Source organism: Micromonospora sp. NPDC006431, from assembly GCF_042870725.1.
Taxonomy (GTDB): domain Bacteria; phylum Actinomycetota; class Actinomycetes; order Mycobacteriales; family Micromonosporaceae; genus Micromonospora.
In genome coordinates, this window is sequence record NZ_JBIAHQ010000004.1 from 106,511 (window position 1) to 125,048 (window position 18,538).

Annotated in this window: 21 protein-coding genes; 10 read left to right on the forward strand and 11 right to left on the reverse strand. The window is 72.5% G+C overall.

Annotated elements, in window-relative coordinates:
* Positions 1-10: 10 nt before the first annotated feature.
* From ACFYM6_RS09560 to ACFYM6_RS09575, 4 genes are all read right to left on the reverse strand, one after another.
* A complete protein-coding gene (locus ACFYM6_RS09560; RefSeq protein ID WP_387273924.1) occupies positions 11-1,219 on the reverse strand; it encodes an ABC transporter permease in 1,209 nt (402 codons plus the stop codon).
* Positions 1,216-1,896 (reverse strand): ABC transporter ATP-binding protein, encoded by a 681-nt coding sequence (locus ACFYM6_RS09565; protein ID WP_387274541.1) that lies wholly within the window; start codon positions 1,894-1,896, stop codon positions 1,216-1,218. The genes ACFYM6_RS09560 and ACFYM6_RS09565 overlap by 4 nt, the downstream gene beginning before the upstream one ends.
* Positions 1,897-1,907: 11 nt before the next feature.
* A complete protein-coding gene (locus tag ACFYM6_RS09570) occupies positions 1,908-2,960 on the reverse strand; it encodes a peptidoglycan-binding protein (RefSeq protein WP_387274543.1) in 1,053 nt (350 codons plus the stop codon).
* 284 nt (positions 2,961-3,244) lie between these two features.
* The gene (locus ACFYM6_RS09575; RefSeq protein ID WP_387273926.1) at positions 3,245-3,793 is read right to left on the reverse strand and encodes a hypothetical protein; all 549 of its coding nucleotides are present in this window, start codon (positions 3,791-3,793) and stop codon (positions 3,245-3,247) included.
* 131 nt (positions 3,794-3,924) lie between these two features.
* Between ACFYM6_RS09575 and ACFYM6_RS09580 the strand changes: the two genes are divergently transcribed.
* The 5 genes from ACFYM6_RS09580 (at position 3,925) to ACFYM6_RS09600 (ending at position 7,365) form a co-directional block, all read left to right on the forward strand.
* Positions 3,925-4,581 (forward strand): response regulator transcription factor, encoded by a 657-nt coding sequence (locus tag ACFYM6_RS09580; RefSeq protein ID WP_198940137.1) that lies wholly within the window; start codon positions 3,925-3,927, stop codon positions 4,579-4,581.
* A complete protein-coding gene (locus ACFYM6_RS09585) occupies positions 4,578-5,846 on the forward strand; it encodes a sensor histidine kinase (RefSeq protein WP_387273928.1) in 1,269 nt (422 codons plus the stop codon). The genes ACFYM6_RS09580 and ACFYM6_RS09585 overlap by 4 nt, the downstream gene beginning before the upstream one ends.
* A gap of 136 nt (positions 5,847-5,982) precedes the next feature.
* Positions 5,983-6,690, forward strand: coding sequence for a hypothetical protein (locus ACFYM6_RS09590; RefSeq protein ID WP_387273930.1), 708 nt, complete (start codon positions 5,983-5,985; stop codon positions 6,688-6,690).
* Between the two features lie 13 nt (positions 6,691-6,703).
* Positions 6,704-6,964 carry a hypothetical protein gene (locus ACFYM6_RS09595; protein ID WP_387273932.1) on the forward strand — a complete coding sequence of 87 codons (261 nt, stop codon included), beginning with the start codon at positions 6,704-6,706 and terminating at the stop codon, positions 6,962-6,964.
* Positions 6,961-7,365 (forward strand): hypothetical protein, encoded by a 405-nt coding sequence (locus ACFYM6_RS09600; RefSeq protein WP_387273934.1) that lies wholly within the window; start codon positions 6,961-6,963, stop codon positions 7,363-7,365. Before ACFYM6_RS09595 ends, ACFYM6_RS09600 begins: the two co-directional genes overlap by 4 nt.
* A gap of 51 nt (positions 7,366-7,416) precedes the next feature.
* On the opposite strand, the gene ACFYM6_RS09605 is transcribed toward ACFYM6_RS09600, so the two are convergent.
* Positions 7,417-8,010 (reverse strand): PadR family transcriptional regulator, encoded by a 594-nt coding sequence (locus ACFYM6_RS09605; RefSeq protein WP_387273936.1) that lies wholly within the window; start codon positions 8,008-8,010, stop codon positions 7,417-7,419.
* Positions 8,011-8,063: 53 nt separating this feature from the next.
* Here ACFYM6_RS09605 and ACFYM6_RS09610 point away from each other — a divergent pair, with 53 nt between their 5' ends.
* Complete coding sequence (locus ACFYM6_RS09610) at positions 8,064-8,741, forward strand: DUF998 domain-containing protein (RefSeq protein WP_387273938.1); 678 nt, start codon at positions 8,064-8,066, stop codon at positions 8,739-8,741.
* A 177-nt stretch (positions 8,742-8,918) separates the two neighbouring features.
* Complete coding sequence (locus tag ACFYM6_RS09615) at positions 8,919-9,167, forward strand: hypothetical protein (protein WP_387273940.1); 249 nt, start codon at positions 8,919-8,921, stop codon at positions 9,165-9,167.
* 59 nt (positions 9,168-9,226) lie between these two features.
* Here the strand turns inward: ACFYM6_RS09615 and ACFYM6_RS09620 are convergent, their stop codons facing one another.
* The 4 genes from ACFYM6_RS09620 to ACFYM6_RS09635 form a co-directional block, all read right to left on the reverse strand.
* Complete coding sequence (locus ACFYM6_RS09620; protein WP_387273942.1) at positions 9,227-12,004, reverse strand: BTAD domain-containing putative transcriptional regulator; 2,778 nt, start codon at positions 12,002-12,004, stop codon at positions 9,227-9,229.
* A 132-nt stretch (positions 12,005-12,136) separates the two neighbouring features.
* The gene (locus ACFYM6_RS09625; RefSeq protein WP_073832293.1) at positions 12,137-12,463 is read right to left on the reverse strand and encodes a GYD domain-containing protein; all 327 of its coding nucleotides are present in this window, start codon (positions 12,461-12,463) and stop codon (positions 12,137-12,139) included.
* Positions 12,464-12,511: 48 nt separating this feature from the next.
* Positions 12,512-12,733 carry a hypothetical protein gene (locus ACFYM6_RS09630; protein ID WP_357434187.1) on the reverse strand — a complete coding sequence of 74 codons (222 nt, stop codon included), beginning with the start codon at positions 12,731-12,733 and terminating at the stop codon, positions 12,512-12,514.
* 28 nt (positions 12,734-12,761) lie between these two features.
* Positions 12,762-13,340 (reverse strand): dihydrofolate reductase family protein, encoded by a 579-nt coding sequence (locus ACFYM6_RS09635; RefSeq protein ID WP_387274545.1) that lies wholly within the window; start codon positions 13,338-13,340, stop codon positions 12,762-12,764.
* Positions 13,341-13,517: 177 nt separating this feature from the next.
* Here ACFYM6_RS09635 and ACFYM6_RS09640 point away from each other — a divergent pair, with 177 nt between their 5' ends.
* Both ACFYM6_RS09640 and ACFYM6_RS09645 read left to right on the forward strand, forming a co-directional pair.
* A complete protein-coding gene (locus tag ACFYM6_RS09640; RefSeq protein WP_387273944.1) occupies positions 13,518-13,892 on the forward strand; it encodes a hypothetical protein in 375 nt (124 codons plus the stop codon).
* A gap of 9 nt (positions 13,893-13,901) precedes the next feature.
* A complete protein-coding gene (locus ACFYM6_RS09645) occupies positions 13,902-15,491 on the forward strand; it encodes a zinc ribbon domain-containing protein (RefSeq protein WP_387273946.1) in 1,590 nt (529 codons plus the stop codon).
* Between the two features lie 34 nt (positions 15,492-15,525).
* Here ACFYM6_RS09645 and ACFYM6_RS09650 read toward each other — a convergent pair whose 3' ends face one another.
* Both ACFYM6_RS09650 and ACFYM6_RS09655 read right to left on the reverse strand, forming a co-directional pair.
* A complete protein-coding gene (locus ACFYM6_RS09650) occupies positions 15,526-15,981 on the reverse strand; it encodes an SRPBCC domain-containing protein (RefSeq protein WP_387273948.1) in 456 nt (151 codons plus the stop codon).
* Positions 15,978-16,313: an ArsR/SmtB family transcription factor gene (locus tag ACFYM6_RS09655; RefSeq protein ID WP_387273950.1), complete on the reverse strand. Its 336-nt coding sequence runs from the start codon at positions 16,311-16,313 to the stop codon at positions 15,978-15,980. Before ACFYM6_RS09655 ends, ACFYM6_RS09650 begins: the two co-directional genes overlap by 4 nt.
* Before the next feature lie 187 nt (positions 16,314-16,500).
* On the opposite strand from ACFYM6_RS09655, the gene ACFYM6_RS09660 reads away from it, so the two are divergent.
* On the forward strand, positions 16,501-18,426 hold the full coding sequence (locus ACFYM6_RS09660; protein ID WP_387273952.1) for a metallophosphoesterase: 1,926 nt from the start codon (positions 16,501-16,503) through the stop codon (positions 18,424-18,426).
* Positions 18,427-18,538: the final 112 nt, after the last annotated feature.

Sequence of the window (18,538 nt, forward strand, 5' to 3'; positions counted from 1 at the left end):
CTGATCGCCGTTACGGGGTGGCGAGCGCCTCGGTCGGGGCGAGCCGAGCGGCGCGGATCGCCGGATAGAGCCCGGCGAGGGCGCCGATCAGCAGGGTGGCACCGACCCCGCCGGCCGCCGCCCAGACCGGCACCACCGCTGGCCATGCCTGGGAGAGGGCGTAACCGGCGGTGACCCCGGCGCCCAGCAGCACCCCGCCGACCCCGCCGAGGGCGGACAGCAGCAGCGATTCGGCCAGGAACTGGGTGCGTACCTGGCCGCGGGTGGCGCCGAGCGAACGGCGCAGGCCGATCTCCGGGCGCCGTTCCAGCACCGAGATGACCATCGTGTTCGCCACCCCGACGCCGCCCACCAGCAGGGCGACCGCGCCGAGTCCGAGCAGCAGCCCGGTGAACGCCTCGTCGGTGGCCTGCTTCGCGGCGAGCGCGTCGGACGGCCGCGCCACCTTCACCTCGTTCGGCGCCTCCGGGTTCGCGGTGGCGCCGAGCACCGCGCGTACCGCCTCGACGGCGGTGTCGGCGGTGCGGGTGTAGACGGTGGTCGGGTGCCCGTCGAAGTCGAGATAGGACTTCGCTGCGTCCCAGCCGACCAGCGCGGACAGGTCCAGCTCCGGGGCCAGCGGCGCGGGCGCCAGGATCCCCACCACGGTGAACCAGCGCCCACCGAGCTGGACCTGCACGTCCGGCCCGGCGGCGCCGATCCCGAGCCGCCGCGCCGTGGTGGCGCCGAGCACCACCGCCGGATAGCGGGCGGTGGCGGCGTTCAGCCAGGTGCCGCTCGCCACCGCCAGCCCGACCGTGTCCCGCAGCTCCAGGCTGGCCGCCCGGGTGGCGATCCCGCCGCTCTCGCCCCGAGCGATCAGATCCGACCGGTACACCTTCGCGTCGGCCAGCAGCGCGGTGGCGGCCACCGCCCGTACCGGCCCGATCCGCCCGATCATCGCCACCGATTCGGTCGGCAGCTGGGCGTCGTCGCCGAAGAGGGTGTTGCCCGGGCTGACGGTGAGCAGGTTGGTGCCGAGCTGGGCGAGCGTGCGGTCCAGCTCCGCCCGGGACGACGCGGAGATCCCGACGACCGCGACCATGGCGGCGATCCCGATCGCGATGCCCAGCGCGGACAGGAAGGCCCGCAGCGGCCGGGTGCGCAACCCGACCCCGCCGACCCGCAGGACGTCCTGTGGGCGCAGCCGGGCGGGGGCCAGCCGTACGCGTTCGCTCATGCCGGCACCGCCACGGGACGGTGGTCGGCGACGATCCGGCCGTCGCGCATCTGCACCCGGCGGGGCAGGCCGGCCGCGATCTCCAGGTCGTGGGTGATCACCACGATGGTGGTCCCGGCCGCGTGCAGGTCGTGCAGCAGCGCCAGCACCCCGGCGCCGGACGCGGAGTCCAGGTTGCCGGTCGGTTCGTCCGCGAGCAGCAGCCTGGGTGCACCCACCACCGCGCGGGCGATCGCCACCCGCTGCCGCTCGCCGCCGGACAGCTCGTGCGGCCGGTGGTCGAGCCGGTGCCCCAGCCCCACCCGGTCCAGCGCGGCCTCCGCGCGTCGCCGCCGCTCCCGCAGGGGTACGCCCGCGTAGAGCAGCCCGTCGGCGACGTTGTCGCGCACCGGCACGTTCGGGGCCAGGTGGAACTGCTGGAAGACGAAGCCGATCCGGGACGACCGGAGGGCGGAGAGCTGCCGGTCGGCGAGGGCGGCCACGTCGTACCCGTCGATGCGGACCCGGCCGGCGGAAGGGCGGTCCAGGGTGCCGATCAGGTGCAGCATGGTGGACTTGCCCGACCCGGAGGGGCCGACGATGGCCACCAGTTCGCCGTACCGGATGGTCAGTGACACCCCGTCGAGGGCCCGTACGCCGCCCGGGTACACCTTGGTCACCTCGGCCAGCTCCACCACCGCGTCGCCGGTCACGTCGGCATCCCCACGGTCGCCCCCTCGGCGAGCCCCGCGCCGGAGACCTCCACCCGGCCGGACGCGAACAACCCGGTCTCCACGGCGACGACCCGCGTGGTGGTGCCCTCGACCAGTTGCACGCCGTAGCCGCCCTCGGCCAGCGCCAGCAGCGCGGCGACCGGCACGGTCAGCACGTTCCGGCGCTCGGCGGCGGTGAACGCCACCTTCGCTGAGGCCTGCTCGAAACCGGTCAGCGCCTTCGGGTCGGCGACGGTCACGGTGACCTCGATCTTGGTCTCCGGGTCGCCCTGGCCTCCCGCACCGCCGCCGGTGCCGGTGTCGATCACCGTCTCCGTGGCCGCGACCGTGCCGGTGACGTCCTTGCCGTTGGGCAGGGTGACGCTCACCTTGGTGCCCCGCTTCGCCAGCCGCTCGTCGTCGACGTCGAGGGACACCGTCACCACCCGGGCGGTGCCGGTGTAGGTCAGCACCGCCTGGCCGGGCTGGGCCGGGTCGCCGAGGTCCGCCTCGTGGCTGTCCACCCGGACCGCGCCGTCGGCGTAGACGACCCGGCCCAGCTCGACCCGGCCGGTCTCGGGCAGGCCCAGTTCGTCCTGCCACCGCTGCACCGCCTCCGCGGTCGCCGAGGTGTAGTCGTCGTCGACGGTGAACCCGGAGTAGCCAAGTGCCTTGAGGTTCTCCTCGAACTGCCGCACGTCGGCGCCGGACACGCCGGGCCCGAGCGTCCGGTACGCCGGCAGCCGCCCGTACAGCAGCAGCACCTTGGCGTTGTCGACGGCGAACAGCGGCCTGCCCCGGCTGACCTGGCTGCCGGTGGCGGCCAGCGAGGTGATCGTGCCGCCGGTGCGCAGCGTCGCGGTGTGGCCGGCGCCGTAGCCGAGTTCCCCGTCGAAGCTCTCCGAGTCCAGCAGGGTCTGCCGGGTGACCTGGGCGGTCGCCGGCGGCAGGCCGCCGCTGGCCGGCGTACCCCCGGTGCGGCCCTCGGCACCGACGGCGGCCGCGACGCCCGCGGCGGCGGCGACCACCACCGCGGAGGCGACCACGATCGGGGTACGCGCGCGGCGGCGGCGACGGCCGCCCCCGGCGGGTGCGGCGGCCGGCGCGGTGGCGGTGTTCGCCGTCTCGGCCGGCGCGGTCGTGGCGCCGGCGCTCAGCGGGACGATCTCCGCTTGCGACTGCGGGGCTCGCAAATCCGGTTCACTCCTCGCGCTCGCGGAGTTCGTCTCTGTTCGCGACTGCGGGGCTCGCAAACCCGGTTCACTCCTCGCGCTCGCGGAGTTTGTCTCTGTTCGCGACTGCGGGGCTCGCAAACCCGGCTCACTCCTCGCGCTCACTGGTTCCTCTTCATCAGTAGCGGCGCGCCGTCCTGCCGGCACTTCTCCATGGCGGCCTGCACCGTCGGGCTTTTCGGGTCGAAACCATCGCCGTTGAGTTCGATGGCGCCGTCCGGGCCCGGGTCCGGGAAGTCCGGCACTCCGTTCTCCCGCATGCACCGGGCGAGCTGCCGCACCTTCTCCACCTGCTCCGGATCGAGCTTGATCTCCTTGCCGCCGTTGGGCATCAGGCTGCGGCACTTCTCCATGGCCGCCTCTCCCTTCGCCCGGTCAGCTCCGTCCGGCATGCGGATGCGGACCTTGCCGTCGGCTATCTCGGGGTCCGGGAAGTCCGGCAGCCCGTTCTCCCGCATGCACTTGGCGAACTCGCGCTGCCGGTCCTCATCGCTGACCGGGACGACGCTGGCGCTCGGCGAGGCACTGGCCGCACCGCCGCCGGCCGTGGCCACCTGCTCCCCGTCCGAACCGGTCTTTCCGCAGCCGGCGACCGCGAGCCCGAGCAGCACGGGCAGGACGAGCAGTGTGTCCGACATTCGTCGGCGCATGGCACAACTCCTTCCTCCAGGCCGGCGCGGATCGCCGGCCGATACGGACGAGTCGACCGCAGCGGCGGTATCCCGGGCGTAACCGTCGGTGTTAACGCCGTGGTTATCCGTGGCCGCGTCACCATGGGACGGTGCGAGTGCTTGTGGTCGAGGACGAGACGCTGCTGGCCGACTCCATCGCGGAGTGGCTGCGCCGGGAAGCGTTCGCGGTGGACGTCGCCTACGACGGGGACGCGGCGCTGGAACGGCTCGGCGTCACCGACTACGACGTGGTGGTGCTCGACCGGGACCTGCCGGTGGTGCACGGCGATGACGTGTGCCGGGCGGTGGTGGACAGCGGCGGCGAGACGCGGGTGCTGATGCTGACCGCCGCCGCGGCCGTGCGGGAACGGGTGGCCGGCCTGGCCCTCGGCGCCGATGACTACCTGGTCAAACCCTTCGCGCTGGTCGAACTCTCCGCCCGGGTGCACGCGCTGGCCCGGCGGGCCCGCCCGGCCGCCCCACCGAAGCTGAGCCGGGCCGGCATCGTGGTTGACCCGGCCCGGCGTGAGGTCTACCGCGACGGCCGGTACGTCGCGCTGTCCCGCAAGGAGTTCGCGGTGCTGGCCGAACTGGTCCGGGCCGGCGGGGCGGTGGTCTCCGCCGAGGAGCTGCTGGAGCGGGCCTGGGACGAGCACATCGACCCGTTCACCAACGTGGTACGGGTGACCGTGATGAAGCTGCGCCGCAAGCTCGGCGACCCGCAGGTGGTCGAGACGGTGCCGGGAGTGGGGTATCAGATCAGGTGAAGCGACTGACCATCCGGGCCCGCCTGACCCTGGTGCACGGCGGCCTTCTGCTGCTCGCCGGCGTGGTCCTGCTCGGCGTCACGTACGTGCTGGTCGACCAGCGGATGCGCCAGCCGCTGGCCGGCGTCAAGACCCAGATCACCACGGTCAACCCGTTCAGCAAGCTGCCCGGCCCGGGCGAGGCCGACCAGGTGCGGGTCCTGATCCAGGAGGCTCAGGACGAGGCGAAACGGACCGCGCTGGAATCGCTGCTCACCCAGGGCGGGGTGGCGCTGTTGCTGATCTCGGCGATCGCCCTCGGCTTCGGCTGGTTGATCGCCGGGCGGGCGTTGGGGCCGCTGCACCAGATCACCGGCACCGCTCGCCGGATCGCCGCCGCCGGCGCGGCCGGGCGGGGCCTGCACGAGCGGATCGCGTTGCGGGGGCCCCGGGACGAGGTGCAGGAACTGGCCGACACGTTCGACCTGATGCTGGAGCGGCTCGACCGGTCCTTCGACGGCCAGCGGCGGTTCGTGGCGAACGCGTCGCACGAGCTACGTACGCCGCTCGCGCTCAACCGGTCGCTGCTGGAGGTGGCGATGTCCCGGCCGGGCGCCTCCGCCGAGCTGCGGCAGCTCGGCGAGACGCTGTTGGCGATCAACGAACGCCACGAACGGCTCATCGACGGGCTGCTCACCCTGGCCGACTCGGAGCAGCAGGTCGTCGACCGCACCCCGGTGGACCTCGCCGAGATCGCCCGGCACGTCCTCGACCAGGCCGCCGGCACGCCGGAGCTGACCGTACGCCGCCAGCTCGCGTCCGCCACCACGGCCGGTGATCCCGTGTTGCTGGAGCGGCTCACGCAGAACCTGGTGGAGAACGCGGTCCGGCACAACCTGCCGGCCGGCGGCGAGGTCGACGTGAGCACCGGCCTGGTCAACGGCTGGGTCACCCTGGTGGTCGTCAACACCGGCCCCGTGGTGCCCAGCTACGAGATCGAAACCATCTTCCAGCCGTTCCGGCGGCTGCGCCACGACCGCCTGGCCGGCCCGAGGGCGAGCGCCGGTCGGAGCGGCGCCGACGACCGGGCCGGCGCGGGACGCGGGTTCGGGCTCGGCCTGTCGATCGTGCGGGCGGTGGCCCAGGCGCACGGCGGCGCTGTACACGCGTACCCACGAAACGGTGGCGGGCTGGTCGTGACGGTCACCCTGCCACCGCTGGGCGCGATCGTCCCCGCCCAACCGGTGCGGACGCTGCCCACCGTGACGCATGGCGGTCAGGCGTGAATTCGTGCCACAGGAACACCGGTTCACGCCGCCGTTGATCTGCGGCGTTCCTGTCGGGCTCCCGTCACGGGAGCTGTTCATCTGATCGCCTCCGATCGATAGCGTCGTGGCACTGGCCGACGACGAAAGGCCGACGATGAACCACAATGGACACCCGTTCTCGCGCCGGCGGCTCCTCGCCGGCGCCGCGGTTGCCTCGGCGGTCACCGTGACCGGCGTGGCCACCGCCCCGACCGCCGCCGCGGCGAACCCCACCCACGCCGCCACCCCACTGGTCACCCGCGACCGGATCGGGTCGGCCGTGCTCCACACGCCGGGCGGCGGCCCGGCCGTGGCGCGCTTCCAGGCCGATTTCCACGACCGGCTCGCCGCCTGGCTCGCCTTCTGGTCGGCGAACTCACCCGCCGCCTGGAGCGCCCCGGTCCAGGTCGTCGGCCGGGTCGACCGGTCCGGCGACGCGTTCACCCTGCACGCCGTCCGCTATCGGCGCGCCGACGAACTGCACGACGGCTTCGCCGCCGGCCGGGTGGACGGCAGTCACTGGGCGACCCTGGCGAGCCTGCACCACCACTTCCCGATCGTGGCTCCGCTGCCCGGCGGCGCGGTCCAGGTCGGCGACGGGGTCGCCGGCTTCACCGGCAGCGCCGGGCAGCTCGCCTTCGCGGTCGCGGCCTGCCGCGAGCTGTGGGGCGAGCGCGCGGCGACCGCTGTCGGCTGGCGGGAGCACGCCAACCAGGTGCTCAGCCGTGCCGGGCAGCGGGCCGACGTCGCCTCCCGCGCCGGCTGGGCGGCCTTCACCCGGACCAGTCTGCGGCGCGGGCTGGGCACCGAATCGTACGAATGACCGGAGGTAGTACATGTCCCGCAGCGAGTTCCGGTTCGTGGTCGACGGCGTCGACCTGACCACCGAGCAGCAGACCCTCATCTCCCGCGAGATCCAGAAGGCGGGGCTGGCCGCCCTCTCCGCCGCCAACGCCAAGCTGACCAACCCGCTCACCGTCGGCCACTCCGACATCAAGCTCCGCCCCGAGTGGCGCGGCCTCTGGGTGCTTGACGGGATCAACGCCGACGAGCTGGGCCAGAAGATCAACGACATCGGGTTCTGGATCGAGCGGTGACCGATCCCGCCGTACGTCCTGACCCGCCGGGGCGGATGTGCCCGAGTACGCCCGCGGCCAACGCCACGGTCTTCCTCGGCATGATCACTCCGGCGGGTCGGGTCGCCTACGTCACCCCGGCGACCCCGGCCGAGGTCGCCCTCGCCGCGGCCGGCGACGCCGACACCCCGGTCGAGTCCCGCTACCGGCTCGCCGGGCCCTGCGTCACCTCGTCCTGCGGGTTCTGGACCGGTGACCACTGCGGCCTGGGCGCCCGGCTGGCCGCGTCATATCAGGAGGCCGTCGGCCCGACCGAGGTGGAGCTGCCGAAGTGCGCGATCCGGCGTACCTGCCGATGGTTCGCCGAGCAGGGGCCGGCGGCCTGCCCGGCCTGCTCGCACGTCGTCACCGACACCCGCTGACCGGCGCAGTTCCGTAGCCACGGCCGGACCATCCGGCGACCGGGCCCTCGCTCAGCCCGGCCAGGCCGGCGCACCATCGACGAACGGCCAGGTGATCCGCTCGGCGCGCAGGTCCTCGATCAGGGTGCGGACGTACGCCAGCTCCGCGGCGATGACCTGGCGTTGGTATTCCGACTCGATCGCGAACAGTCGGGGCAGGAACCGGCCGACCTCGGTGATCTCCTCGTCGAGGGCGGTCAGCCGCTCCGCGAGCCGAGCGGCGCGGGTGCTCAGCGCGGCGAGGGCGTCGGCCGGGGCGAGGTTCGGCAGGAAGGACAGGGCGGCGGGGAACTCGGGGTACTCCGGGGCCGGGGTGGCGAGCATGGCGCGTAGCCACTCACCCAGGGTCGCCCGTCCGGCGTCGGTGATGCGGTACGTCGTGCGTTCCGGCCGGTTCTCGGCGCGTTCGGTGGACTCCACCGCCACCAGGCCGTCCCGGACCAGCCGCTGGATCGTCTGGTAGACGCTGTTGCGCTGGCTGACGTTGACCACGTCGTCCTTGCGCCGTTCCTTGATCAGTTGCTGCATCCGGTACGCGTGCATCGGCTCCTCGGTGAGCATCGACAGCACGGCCAGCGCGAGCACGGAACGGCGTGGTGAGGTCACCGGCCGAGCTTAACGCTTGACAATTCCATAGTCATAAAATGTATAGTCACTCCATGACTATGACGATGACGCTCCCTCGCCACCACACCTCCCGCTCGACTCGACGGCTCGCCCTCGGAGCCGTTGCCGGGCCAGTGCTGTTCACCCTCGCCTGGCTCGTTCTCGGCATCCTGAGCCCCGGATACACCTTCTTCGGTCACCGGTTCACCGACTACTCGCCGATCAGCCAGCCGATCAGCGGGCTGGGCCTCGGCGTGACCGCCCCGTACATGAACATCGCCTTCGTCGTCACCGGGCTGGTCCTGGCCGTCGGCGTGGTCGGCGTGTTCCGCGCCCTGCCGCCCACCCGGCCGGCCCTACGGCGCTGGTCGGTCACGCTGCTCGCCTGCACCGGGATCGGCCAGGTCGTGTGCGGGATCTTCAACCTCGAAGCCGCGATGCTGCACTCGCTCGGCTTCACCCTCGCCGTCGGAACCCCGATCGCCGCCTTCCTCGTCGCCGGGCGCTACCTCCGCGGCGTCCCCGGGTGGCGGCGATTCGGCACCCTGCTGCTGCTCGGCAGCCCGCTGACCCTGGTGCTCCTGGTCGCCTTCTTCGCGACGTTCCAGCCAACCGCCGACGGCGCCGAACACGGCATCGCGGGACTCGTGCAGCGGCTTCTGGTGCTGCAGGTGCATGCCTGGTTCGTGGCCATGGGCTGGCTGGCCTACCGGCACGCTCCCGGCCGGTGAGTAAGACTGCGCCACCACGCGCCACCACGCGCCACCAGGGACGGCCGCGCCGGACAGGTCGACCGGCGACGACGAGGGCCAGCCCAGCAGCACCTTTCACGCTTCTTCCACAGCGCTTCCACAGACCACCGCCACAGTTGGCACCAGCAGACTTCCATCCGGGCGCGGGGAATTCCCATGCACGACAAGTTCCTGACCATCCGCCAGGGCAGCGAATCGACCCTCCACACCGCCAGCCACAACCTGCCCTACCAGGCGCGGCGCCACCACGAGGACAACCTCCTGTCGCTGCGCAACCACCTGCTCAGTACACCGTTCCAGCGGCGGTTCGACTCGCACCACCGCGAAAGCCTGCGCCGCGACCCGCAGACGGGCGTCGCCGCGACCTCGGACGAGACCGACGACGAGGTCGCCGACCGAGGGTGACCATGCGATCCACCGTGGCGGTGCCATACCGATGACGGGGGGTACGGCACCGCCACGGTCTACCCGTCCGCGGCGAGCAGCGCCCGGACCCGCCCGGCGTCCGGATGCTCGATCTCGGTGAGGATGTCCAACGCCTGCCGCCAGGACCGCCGGGCCGCATCCGCGTCACCGTACGCGTGCTGGCTCTCGCCGAGATGACGAAGCGTCACCGCCTCGTTCGGCCGGTCGCCGAGCCCCTGGTACAGCAGCAGCGCCTGCCGATAGCAGGAGATCGCCTCGGCGAGGTCCACACGCCGGTACGCGTAGCCGAGGCTGTCCCACGCGCCGGCCATCCCGACCGGGTCACCGAGGCGCTCCAGCAGGGCCAGCGACCGCCGGCAGTGCACGATCGCCTGCTCGTGGTCGCCGAGCAGGGCGTGACACCAGCCCACCGAGTTGAGCGTGTTCGCCTCGCCCCGCTCATGGCCCGCGCGGTGAAACAGCTCCAGCGCCCGCTGGTCGTGGCGCAGCGCCGCACCGATGTCGCCCTGCTGCTCACACAGCCAGCCGAGGCTGCGGCAGGTGAAACCCTGCCCGACCAGGTCGCCGAGGACGCCGAACAACTCCAGCGCCTGCCCGTAGTGCCCCCGGGCGACGGCGAACTGGCGCAGCCGCACGTGCGCGCCACCCAGAATCCGGTGCGCCTCCGCCTCGGCGCCGCGGTCGCCCTGCCGCCGCGCGGCGGCGACCGCGACCCGGCCCGTGCGTACCCAGTCCGGCCAGTGCCCCCGCCGGGCGAAGAAATTCGTGACCGCCCACGCCAACCGCCACACGTGCCCGTCGAACCCGCCGCGCGCCGCCTGGTCCACCACGGCGAGCAGGACCGCGTGCTCCGCGGTGAACCACGCCAGCGCCGCCGGCCGGTCCTCGAACACCTCGGCGGTCACCCCGGCGGCGACCGGTGGCGCCGCCAGCGGATCCCGGTGCGGCCACAGCAGCCCGTCGGCGGCCAGCGCGGTGTGCAGATAGTGGTCCAGAAGCCGCTGCTGCGCCGCCGACAGCTCGTCGTCGCGGCCCAACTCGGCGGCGTACAGGCGGAGCAGGTCGTGCAGCGCGTACCGGCCCGGACGATGCTCCCCGACCAGCTGCGCCGTGACGAGTTCCCGCAACGCGGGGCGGACCCGGTCGGCGGGCAGGCCGGCGAGACTGGCCGCCACGGCGGCGGTGAGGTCCGGGCCCGGGTGCGCCGCCAGCAGCCGGAACAGCCGGGCCGCGGCCGGGTTCAGATTCCGGTACGACCAGGAGAAGACATCTCGTACGTCGGTGCTGGCGTCGCCACCCGCGAACGCGTCCAGCCCCGGGCGCAGCTCCTCGACGAGCACGTCGAGCGGGAACTCGGGGTGGGTGGCGGCGCGGGCGGCCACGATGGCCAGGGCCAGCGGAAGCCGACCGCACGAGTCGATGATCCGGTCCACCGCCGCCGGCTCACCGGCCAGGCGGCCGGCGCCCACCCGGCGCACGATCAGCTCCCGCGACTCGCCGCGACTGAGCAGATCGAGCCGCAGCGGGCGGGCGTCCTCGGCCACCACCAGGCCGGGCAGCTGGTTGCGGCTGGCGACCACCGTGGCGCAGCCGGGCGCGCCGGGCAGCAGCGGCCGGACCTGCTCGGCGTCCCGGACGTTGTCGAGCACCACCAGGATCCGCCGGTCGCGCAGCAGGTCGCGATAGAGGCCGGCCTGCGCCTCCACCGTGGCCGGCAACCGCTCGGGCGGTACGCCGAGCGCGTCGAGGAAGCCCAGCAGAGCCTCACCCGCCGCCATCGGTGCGCCGGTCGGATCGAACCCCCGCATGTTGACGAACAGCTGCCCGTCCGGGAAGTGACCCAGCACCGTGTGCCCCAGCCGCAGCACGAACAGGGACTTGCCGATGCCGGCCGGCCCGCCGACCAGCACGAGCGGCGGCCCGCCCGACGCGGCGGACAGCAGGTCGCGGCCGGCGGCCAGCTCGTCGACCCGGCCGACGAACTGCGGTGGGTCCGGAGGCAGCAGGCAGGGGCGCAGTGGCTTGCCGCGGTCCGCCGGCAACAGGCCCGGCGGCAGCCGCCGCTGCAGAATGTCCCGCTGGAGTTCCTGCAGCTCGGGGGCGTCGAGCCCGCGGTCGCGCAGCAGATGCACCCCCGCGCGGCAGACCTCGGCCGCCTCGTCCACCCGCTGCTCGGCGTAGAGCGCCAGGGCGAGCAGCCGCCGGACGCCCTCGTCGTAGGGGTCGTCGACCACTGCACCGGAGAGCTGCGGGATCGCCTCGGCGTGCCGACCGAGCGCGGTGAGCGCCTCCGCGTAGCCACGGCGCGCGTCCCGCCGCACGGCGTCGAGCTGGGCGACCCTCGGCAAGACGAAGGAACGGTCCGCCACGTCGGCGAAGGCCGGACCGCGCCACAGCCCGAGCGCCCGCTCCAGCACCGCGGCGGCCCGCTCGGTCAGGTCGTTGTCGCCGGCGGAGAGCAGTCGACGACCCTCCGCGCACCACCGTTCGAACCGGTGCGCGTCGACAGCGTCGTGCGGCACATCGAGCCGGTACGCCCCACCCGCGCCCGACCCGACGGTCACCACCACCGGATCGTCCGGCGCGTCCGGCGAGGCGAGCGCGCGGCGCAGGTGCGACACGTGACTGCGCAGCGTGGCCTGCGCCCCGGACGGCGGCGAGCCGGCCCAGAGCAGCTCGACCACCCGGGCGGCCGGCACCGCCGAACCCGCGTCGACCGTCAGGATCACCAGCAGCTCGACCAGCTTCGGGCCGAGCCGGACGGGCTGGTGTCCGCGCGTCACCTGCACCGGGCCGAGCACGCTGATGCGCAACACCCAACACGCTCCCCAGTCGGCCGGCGAACCCACTACGGTAGTGGACCGCCCGATGACGCTGAGTGCGTCGACTGGAGGTGTCCCGCATAGCGGTCAGGCCACGGTGGACAGCGTCCTCAATAGACGGCCGGATCAGGTTACCTGGCCGGGTGCCTGATAGGTGGGCTGCACCCGCACCGCCTCGTCGACCTCGTCCGGCGTCAGCAGCGACGTCACCCGCGTGTCCAGGCCGCCGGCCGCCCGGATGGCGACGGCCAGCGCGGCGGCCGTCTTGTGGTCCGGCAGCTCACACACCGCGTAGGTGTCGTACTTGCCGAACGAGAAGTGGATCGAGTCCACCTTCCCGCCCATGGCCTCGATCGTGTTCCGCGCGACCTCGGCGCGCCCCGTGCCACCGTCGTGGACCAACCCCTTGATCCCGTCGGCGGTGAAGGTCGACTGCAACAGGAACTTGGGCACCTCGACATCAACTCCCCGATGTGCGGGCAGCGGCCCGCGGCCACCGCCTCAGCGCGTCCCCTGGCGTTGGACCCGCTCGCCGCCCTCGACCCTCGCCCGGCCGTGGTCGCGTTCCGTGCCCGATGTTCCGGTCGCGGCCCGCAGGTGCCGCCGGTCCGGCGAGTGCTCCACCTCAGAGCCCTGCCGGCCCCGTGCCCCGCTGCCCGGATTCCGCCCGGCGCGCGCCGACTCGCCGCCCGGATCATGCTTGTTCTGCTTGTGGCTACCCATGCCGGCGGCGTACCCGCTCCGCCCGTCGCTAGTCCTGCCCGCCCGCGGCGCGCTCGTAGTGCAGCAGCAGCGACCCGGTGCTGGTCGGGGTGCAGCGGGTCAGGGCGTACGACTGCAACGTCCCGTCGGACGGCCAGATCCGTTTGCCGCCGCCGAGGCGTACCGGGTCGACCATCAGCCGTAGCTCGTCCACCAGGTCTGCGGCGAGCAGAGCCGCGGCGAGCCCCGCGCTGCCGATGACGTGCAGCTCACCCTCGCCGGACCTGGCCAGGTCGGCGACGGCGGGCAGGTCCGGCAGCACCGACGAACCCGTCCACTCACCGGCGGTGAGCGCCGACGAGACGACGTACTTGGGCTTGTTGTTCAGCGGGTCGGCGACCACCTGCTCCGGCCCGGTGACGTGCGGCCAGTGCGCGGCGAACCGGTCGTAGGTCCGGCGTCCGAACAGGAACGCGGCGGCGGCGTTCAGGTTGTCGACCACCCACTGCCGGGAGGCGTCGTCGAACCAGCGCAGGTGCCAGCCACCGTGCGCGAAGCCGCCGCTGGGGTCCTCGTCGGGCGCGCCGGGCGCCTGCACCACGCCGTCCAGGCTAACCGATTTGATTATCGATCATCGATGATCATAGGTTGGCCTGTGTGGAACGTTTTCGGCTTTCCAAGGCGGGAAGCGTGTCGGTGTTCACCCTGTGGCGCATCACGTTTGGGTTGGTTCGGGGAGGGTTCCGGTGGCGTGGGTCGGCGGTGAGGGCCGGTGTTTCTGGATGGGTGTTGAGGCGTTGAGTCGGTGAGCGGGAAGCTGCGGCTGGCCGAGGGTGAGGCTGCCCGGACCGCGTGCGCCCGCGCATTGCTCCGCGTGGGGGTGGATGAGGCGACCGGTGAGGTGCTGTCTCGGGCGGTGCTGGCGGAGCGGGTTGGTTGGTGTGCTGATCTGGTGGCGGGCATGGCGGCCGCGCTGATCAGCGAGCATTGGAACAGCGGAGCTGTGGAGGTACTGGCGGCCGGGGTGGATGCGGGTGGACGGCGGTTGCCGTCGCACGCGTGGATGGCGTTACGACGTTTGGGCTGGACTGCGACCACCCCGGCAGGTGTGAGGGTCAATGACCGGATCGTGCGGATGGCCCTGGAGCAGGCGGGGCGTGCGCTGCGTTCGGTGAAGTAGCGTGCCGATGTGACGGCCGGGGTCCTGTCGTCGTGGCCGGCCGATCCGCGCAAGCGCACCCCCGGCGAGTGGGATCAGGTGCGGTCCTCGATCCCCGGCGGGCAGCATCTGCCGTCGAACATCATCAAGTCCCGGACCCGGCAGGCCGCCGCGTTCGCCAAGGTCAACGGCCGGCTGCCGGTGGACGTGTTCGAACTCGAAGGTGTCCCGAGGATTCCGCGGATGTTGTTGTTGGCCGCGTGTGATCGGCAGCAGGCCATCATCGAGCGTTGCGACACTGACCCGGGCAGGGCGCTGCTGCGGCTGCAGTTGCCCACCCGTCCGGATCCGCAGACGTATCGGGACTGGACGTGGGTCGAGTGCCCTATCAGGCTGCCGTCCACGGTTCCCGCCGCGGCGGTGCTGCACCTGCCCACCCTCCGCCTCACCGACGGGACGGTGCGTGCCGACATGGCGTACACGCACGTCGTGCCGAAGGCTCGGGCTACCGGTCACTCGGTGGCGCTTGGCGTGGATTGGGGCCTCAACACTCTCCTCAGCGCGGGCGCCCTGCGACTGGGAAAGGATGGGCGGATCACGGCGTTGGGGGCTGGTGGACAGTTCCGGGCCGCCGGGGTCCTGGCCAAGCAGCATCGCCTGCGCCGCCACAGTGAGCGGCTGCATGCGAAGGCCGACCAGTATCTGCGGCTGCTCGGCGGCCGCCCCGACGAGCAGCTGAGCGCGAAACACGAGGTGCTGGCCGGCGAGATCCGCCACGTGTCCACCCGCCGCCAAAACTTGAACGACGCGCTCGCGTGGGCTGCCGCCCGCTGGGCCGTCGACCAGGCGATCGCCGCCCGGGCGACGGCGATCTACCTGGAAGACCTGCGGTCGATGGAAGCCAAGGGCATGGGGCACAGCCTGAACACGCGCCTGTCCCAGCAGGTACGCGGAAAGATCACCGACCGGATGCGGCACCTCGCCGCCGAGCACGGTATCGCCGTGGTCACCGTCCCCGCCCGCAACACCTCCAAGCACTGCCCCCAATGTTTGACCCCGCTACAGCACCGCAAAGCCCCCGACAAGCGGACCGTCGCGGGATGGAAATGGGCCATCTGCCCCGACCAGTCCTGCCGCTGGCAGGGCGACCGCGACCACGGAGCATGGCGGCGCATCGCCGCCCGTGGCCTCACCCACCAGGGCAAGACCGTCACCGACAAGACCAGCGGCGCCATGGTGATCCGCACGGTCGTCGACGATCTCGAAGCCAGCGCGGTCGTCACCCCGAGCTCCAATGCCAGCCGGAGGGACCGGTCGAAGACCGGCCCCACCTGGCACCGCACCTCACGCCCCGCGCCCAGGCGACGCGGGGCACCCTCCCCTACCCGGCCTCAGGGTCAGGCGGGTAAGCGTCCGGAGGGACACGCACCAACGGACCGGAGGCTGCCCCGCGCAGCCCACCGACACCAGAGCGTGAACACGATCAGCACACCCACCACCGCCGGCCACCGGCCACGCGGAGCCGCACTGGGCGCAGGATTCCACCTCCACGCCCACGCGACCCCACCACGGTGGGAAACGATCCCGGAAACTCAATCCGACTCAGGATCGCTAAGCTGATCAGGGACGCTCATCCACTCGACCACCACGAGCTTCACGCCGCCACCTCCGCGAGCTTGTCCAGCGCCGACTCCCAGCCGCCCGCGACGTTCGCGGCCACCTGCGGCAGCGCCGCCGCCAGCTCCGCCAACCGCTCGTGTACGAGGGTGAGCGCGGTCCCGCCGTCCGGGTTGCCGTCGAGGGTGACGGTGAGCAGTGAGTCGAAGTGCGGTGCGTCGGTGCGCTGCGGGCCGACGAACCCCCACCGCCAGGCGATGCGCCGGTCCTGCTCGAGCTCGACCAGCTCGCAGTCGAAGCCGCCGACGTCGGTGCCGGCGTCGGCGTGCCAGATCCGGTACCGGCCGCCGACTCGCGGCTCGACCTCGGCGCGGAGCACCTCCAGCCCGCCGGGTGCCATCCAGCGGCGCAGCAGGTCGGGGTCGAGCCAGGCCCGGTAGACCTTGTCGGGTGGGGCGGGGATGTCGCGGTGCAGCCGTACGACCGTGCTCATTGGTCGGTCCCTTCGTCGGTGAACAGCGCTTCCAGGGCGTCGAGGCGCTCGGCCCAGTGGCGCTGGTAGAAGTTCAGCCAGGCCGAGGCGGCGGCGAGCGGGGCGGGCTCCAGCCGGCAGACGTGCCGCCGGCCGGTGACCGTCCGTTTCACCAGGCCGGCGCGTTCCAGCACCTGGACGTGCTTGGAGGCGGCAGCCAGGGACATCGCCAGCGGTTCGGCCAGCTCGCCGACCGTCAGCTCCCGCTCGGCGAGCCGGCGCAGCATGGTGCGGCGCGCGCCGTGCGCGAGGGCGTGGAACACGTCGTCCATCCCCACCGGATCCTCAACCATATGGTTGACGATAGCGCTCCGCCGGGCAACGTTCAACTGATTGGTTGAGCTTCTGTTCGGCATCCAGGTCGTCCACCGGTGTTGTCGCCGAGTTCACCTCCAAGATCGCCACGATCCCTAGCCTGACCAGGCCCCGGGGCTGTGCCCGTACGCGCGCGGCCTGCCGGATCGAAGCTTGGAGGGACACATGATCCTGCGACGCCCCCACGGCCGGGCGTTGACGGCCTTCGCCATCACCGGACTTCTCCTCGGCGCGCTGGGCGGACCGGCGTACGCAGAGGGCACGACGCCCGCCACCTCCGTCCACGACGGCGACGTCATCCGCGGCGTCACCACCGTCTACGCCACCGGCTCACCCCTGCCCTCGCTGGACCTGGACGGCAGCCCGCTCAGCACCGCCGGGGTGTCGAGCCTGCCCGCCACCCTGCGCTTCGAGGGGGAGGGCATCCAGAGCGGATCCCAGAAACTGCTGAACTCGGTCTGGGTGAACGGCAAGATCGTGACCCTGATCAACAAGGACTACCTGGGCTACGCCACGGCCGAGATCCCGATTCCCGCCGGCTACCTGACCGCCGGAACCAACACCCTCACCATCCGCGCCGGCAGCTCGATCTCGCCCACCGACCTCACCGCGAACCACGACGACTTCACCGTCCGCAACGTGCGGATCACCACGCTCGACGGTACGGACATCGCTGATCCCGCCGTCCCGCCAACCCGCAAGGTTTCCCTCGGCGACGGCTACCCGGGCGGCAACGCGACCGAAGAGCAGGTGACCGCCAACTTCGCCATCACCCTTGACGACGCTCAGGCGCACGGCGTCGCCGCGAGCGTGGACACCCGCCCGTTGCCCGACGGACCGCACGCACTCACCGTGACCTCGGCCGGCACCGCCACCGTCGTCCGGTTCCTGACCGACAACAGCGGGCCGGTCGTCACCGCCACCACTCCCGCGGACGGCACCACCGTCACCGGGGACCGCATCGAGGTCACCGTGTCGGCGACCGACAGCGTCTCCGCCGTCGCCTCGGTGAGCGCCAAGCTGGACGGTCGCACCATCCCCGTACCCAGCTCGTTCCCGGCCGGCAACATCCCGGCCGGCGAGCACACCCTTGCCGTCACCGCCACGGACGCTGCCGGCAACGCGAGTACGAAGAACGTCACGTTCCGGACCCCACCGCCGACCATCGCACCCGGCGCCTACGACCGCGGCCAGATCCGGCCCGACCGCCCCATGGCCGGTCCCGACGTGGCCCGCGTCGTGGCCGCGGGCGACATCGCCTGCGCGGCGACCAGCCGCACCACCCCCACGACCTGCCAGCAGGCCGCCGTCGCCGACACGGTGCGGTCGCTGAACCCCGACGCCGTGCTCACCCTCGCCGACAACCAGTACGACGTCGGCACCCTCCCCGCGTTCCTCGCCTCCTACGACAAGTCGTGGGGCGCGGTCAAGGACATCACCTACCCGATCGTCGGCAACCACGAGTACGGGCAGGCCTACTACCCGGGGGCCCGCGCCGACGGCTACTTCGACTACTTCAACGGCGTGGGCGCGCCGGACGGTCGGGCCGGCGACCGGGAGAAGGGCTACTACTCGTACGACATCGGCCGCTGGCACGTGGTGGCGCTCAACAGCGAGTGCGGCGTGGTGTCCTGCGCTCCCGGCTCGGCCCAGTACGCCTGGCTCGAGCAGGACCTCCAACGGCACCACAACATGTGCGTGATGGCCCTCTGGCACAAGCCGGTGCACACCGGCACCTTCCGCGGCGGGATCTACGGCAACCCCGACAGCAATTCGCTCTACGAGCTTGCCGACCGGTACGGGGTGGACGTGGTCCTCAACGGGCACGACCACAGCTACCAGCGGTTCGCGCCGCAGGACGTCGACGGCAATCCCCGGCGCGACGCTCCGCGGGAGTTCATCGTCGGCACCGGCGGCGTCGGCTTCCACGGCACCCCCGACCAGGTCCCCAACCTGGAGGTCGCGCAGGGCGACACGTTCGGGGCGCTGGAGTTGACCCTGAAGCCCACCGGCTACGACTGGCGATTCGTGCCGATCGCCGGCAGCACCAGCGGTTTCACCGACTCCGGCTCGGCGTCCTGCCACCGGTAGTCGCCACGTGCGGTGACCCCGCCGGCCCCATCCGGGCCGGCGGGGTCACCCGTCCGACGAAAATTCGCCGCGGCGAAGCTGCCCGGTCATCCTCCGGGTGCCCTCCCGGTGT

What these genes read in the sequence shown, in the direction of transcription:
- ACFYM6_RS09595 (WP_387273932.1), top strand. Translation starts at nt 6,704, where the DNA reads ATGTCCCGCAGCGAGTTCCGGTTCGTGGTCGACGGCGTCGACCTGACC.
- ACFYM6_RS09610 (WP_387273938.1), top strand. Translation starts at nt 8,064, where the DNA reads ATGACTATGACGATGACGCTCCCTCGCCACCACACCTCCCGCTCGACT.
- ACFYM6_RS09615 (WP_387273940.1), top strand. Translation starts at nt 8,919, where the DNA reads ATGCACGACAAGTTCCTGACCATCCGCCAGGGCAGCGAATCGACCCTC.
- ACFYM6_RS09590 (WP_387273930.1), top strand. Translation starts at nt 5,983, where the DNA reads ATGAACCACAATGGACACCCGTTCTCGCGCCGGCGGCTCCTCGCCGGC.
- ACFYM6_RS09655 (WP_387273950.1), bottom strand. Translation starts at nt 16,313, where the DNA reads ATGGTTGAGGATCCGGTGGGGATGGACGACGTGTTCCACGCCCTCGCG.
- ACFYM6_RS09560 (WP_387273924.1), bottom strand. Translation starts at nt 1,219, where the DNA reads ATGAGCGAACGCGTACGGCTGGCCCCCGCCCGGCTGCGCCCACAGGAC.
- ACFYM6_RS09650 (WP_387273948.1), bottom strand. Translation starts at nt 15,981, where the DNA reads ATGAGCACGGTCGTACGGCTGCACCGCGACATCCCCGCCCCACCCGAC.
- ACFYM6_RS09660 (WP_387273952.1), top strand. Translation starts at nt 16,501, where the DNA reads ATGATCCTGCGACGCCCCCACGGCCGGGCGTTGACGGCCTTCGCCATC.
- ACFYM6_RS09575 (WP_387273926.1), bottom strand. Translation starts at nt 3,793, where the DNA reads ATGCGCCGACGAATGTCGGACACACTGCTCGTCCTGCCCGTGCTGCTC.
- ACFYM6_RS09630 (WP_357434187.1), bottom strand. Translation starts at nt 12,733, where the DNA reads ATGGGTAGCCACAAGCAGAACAAGCATGATCCGGGCGGCGAGTCGGCG.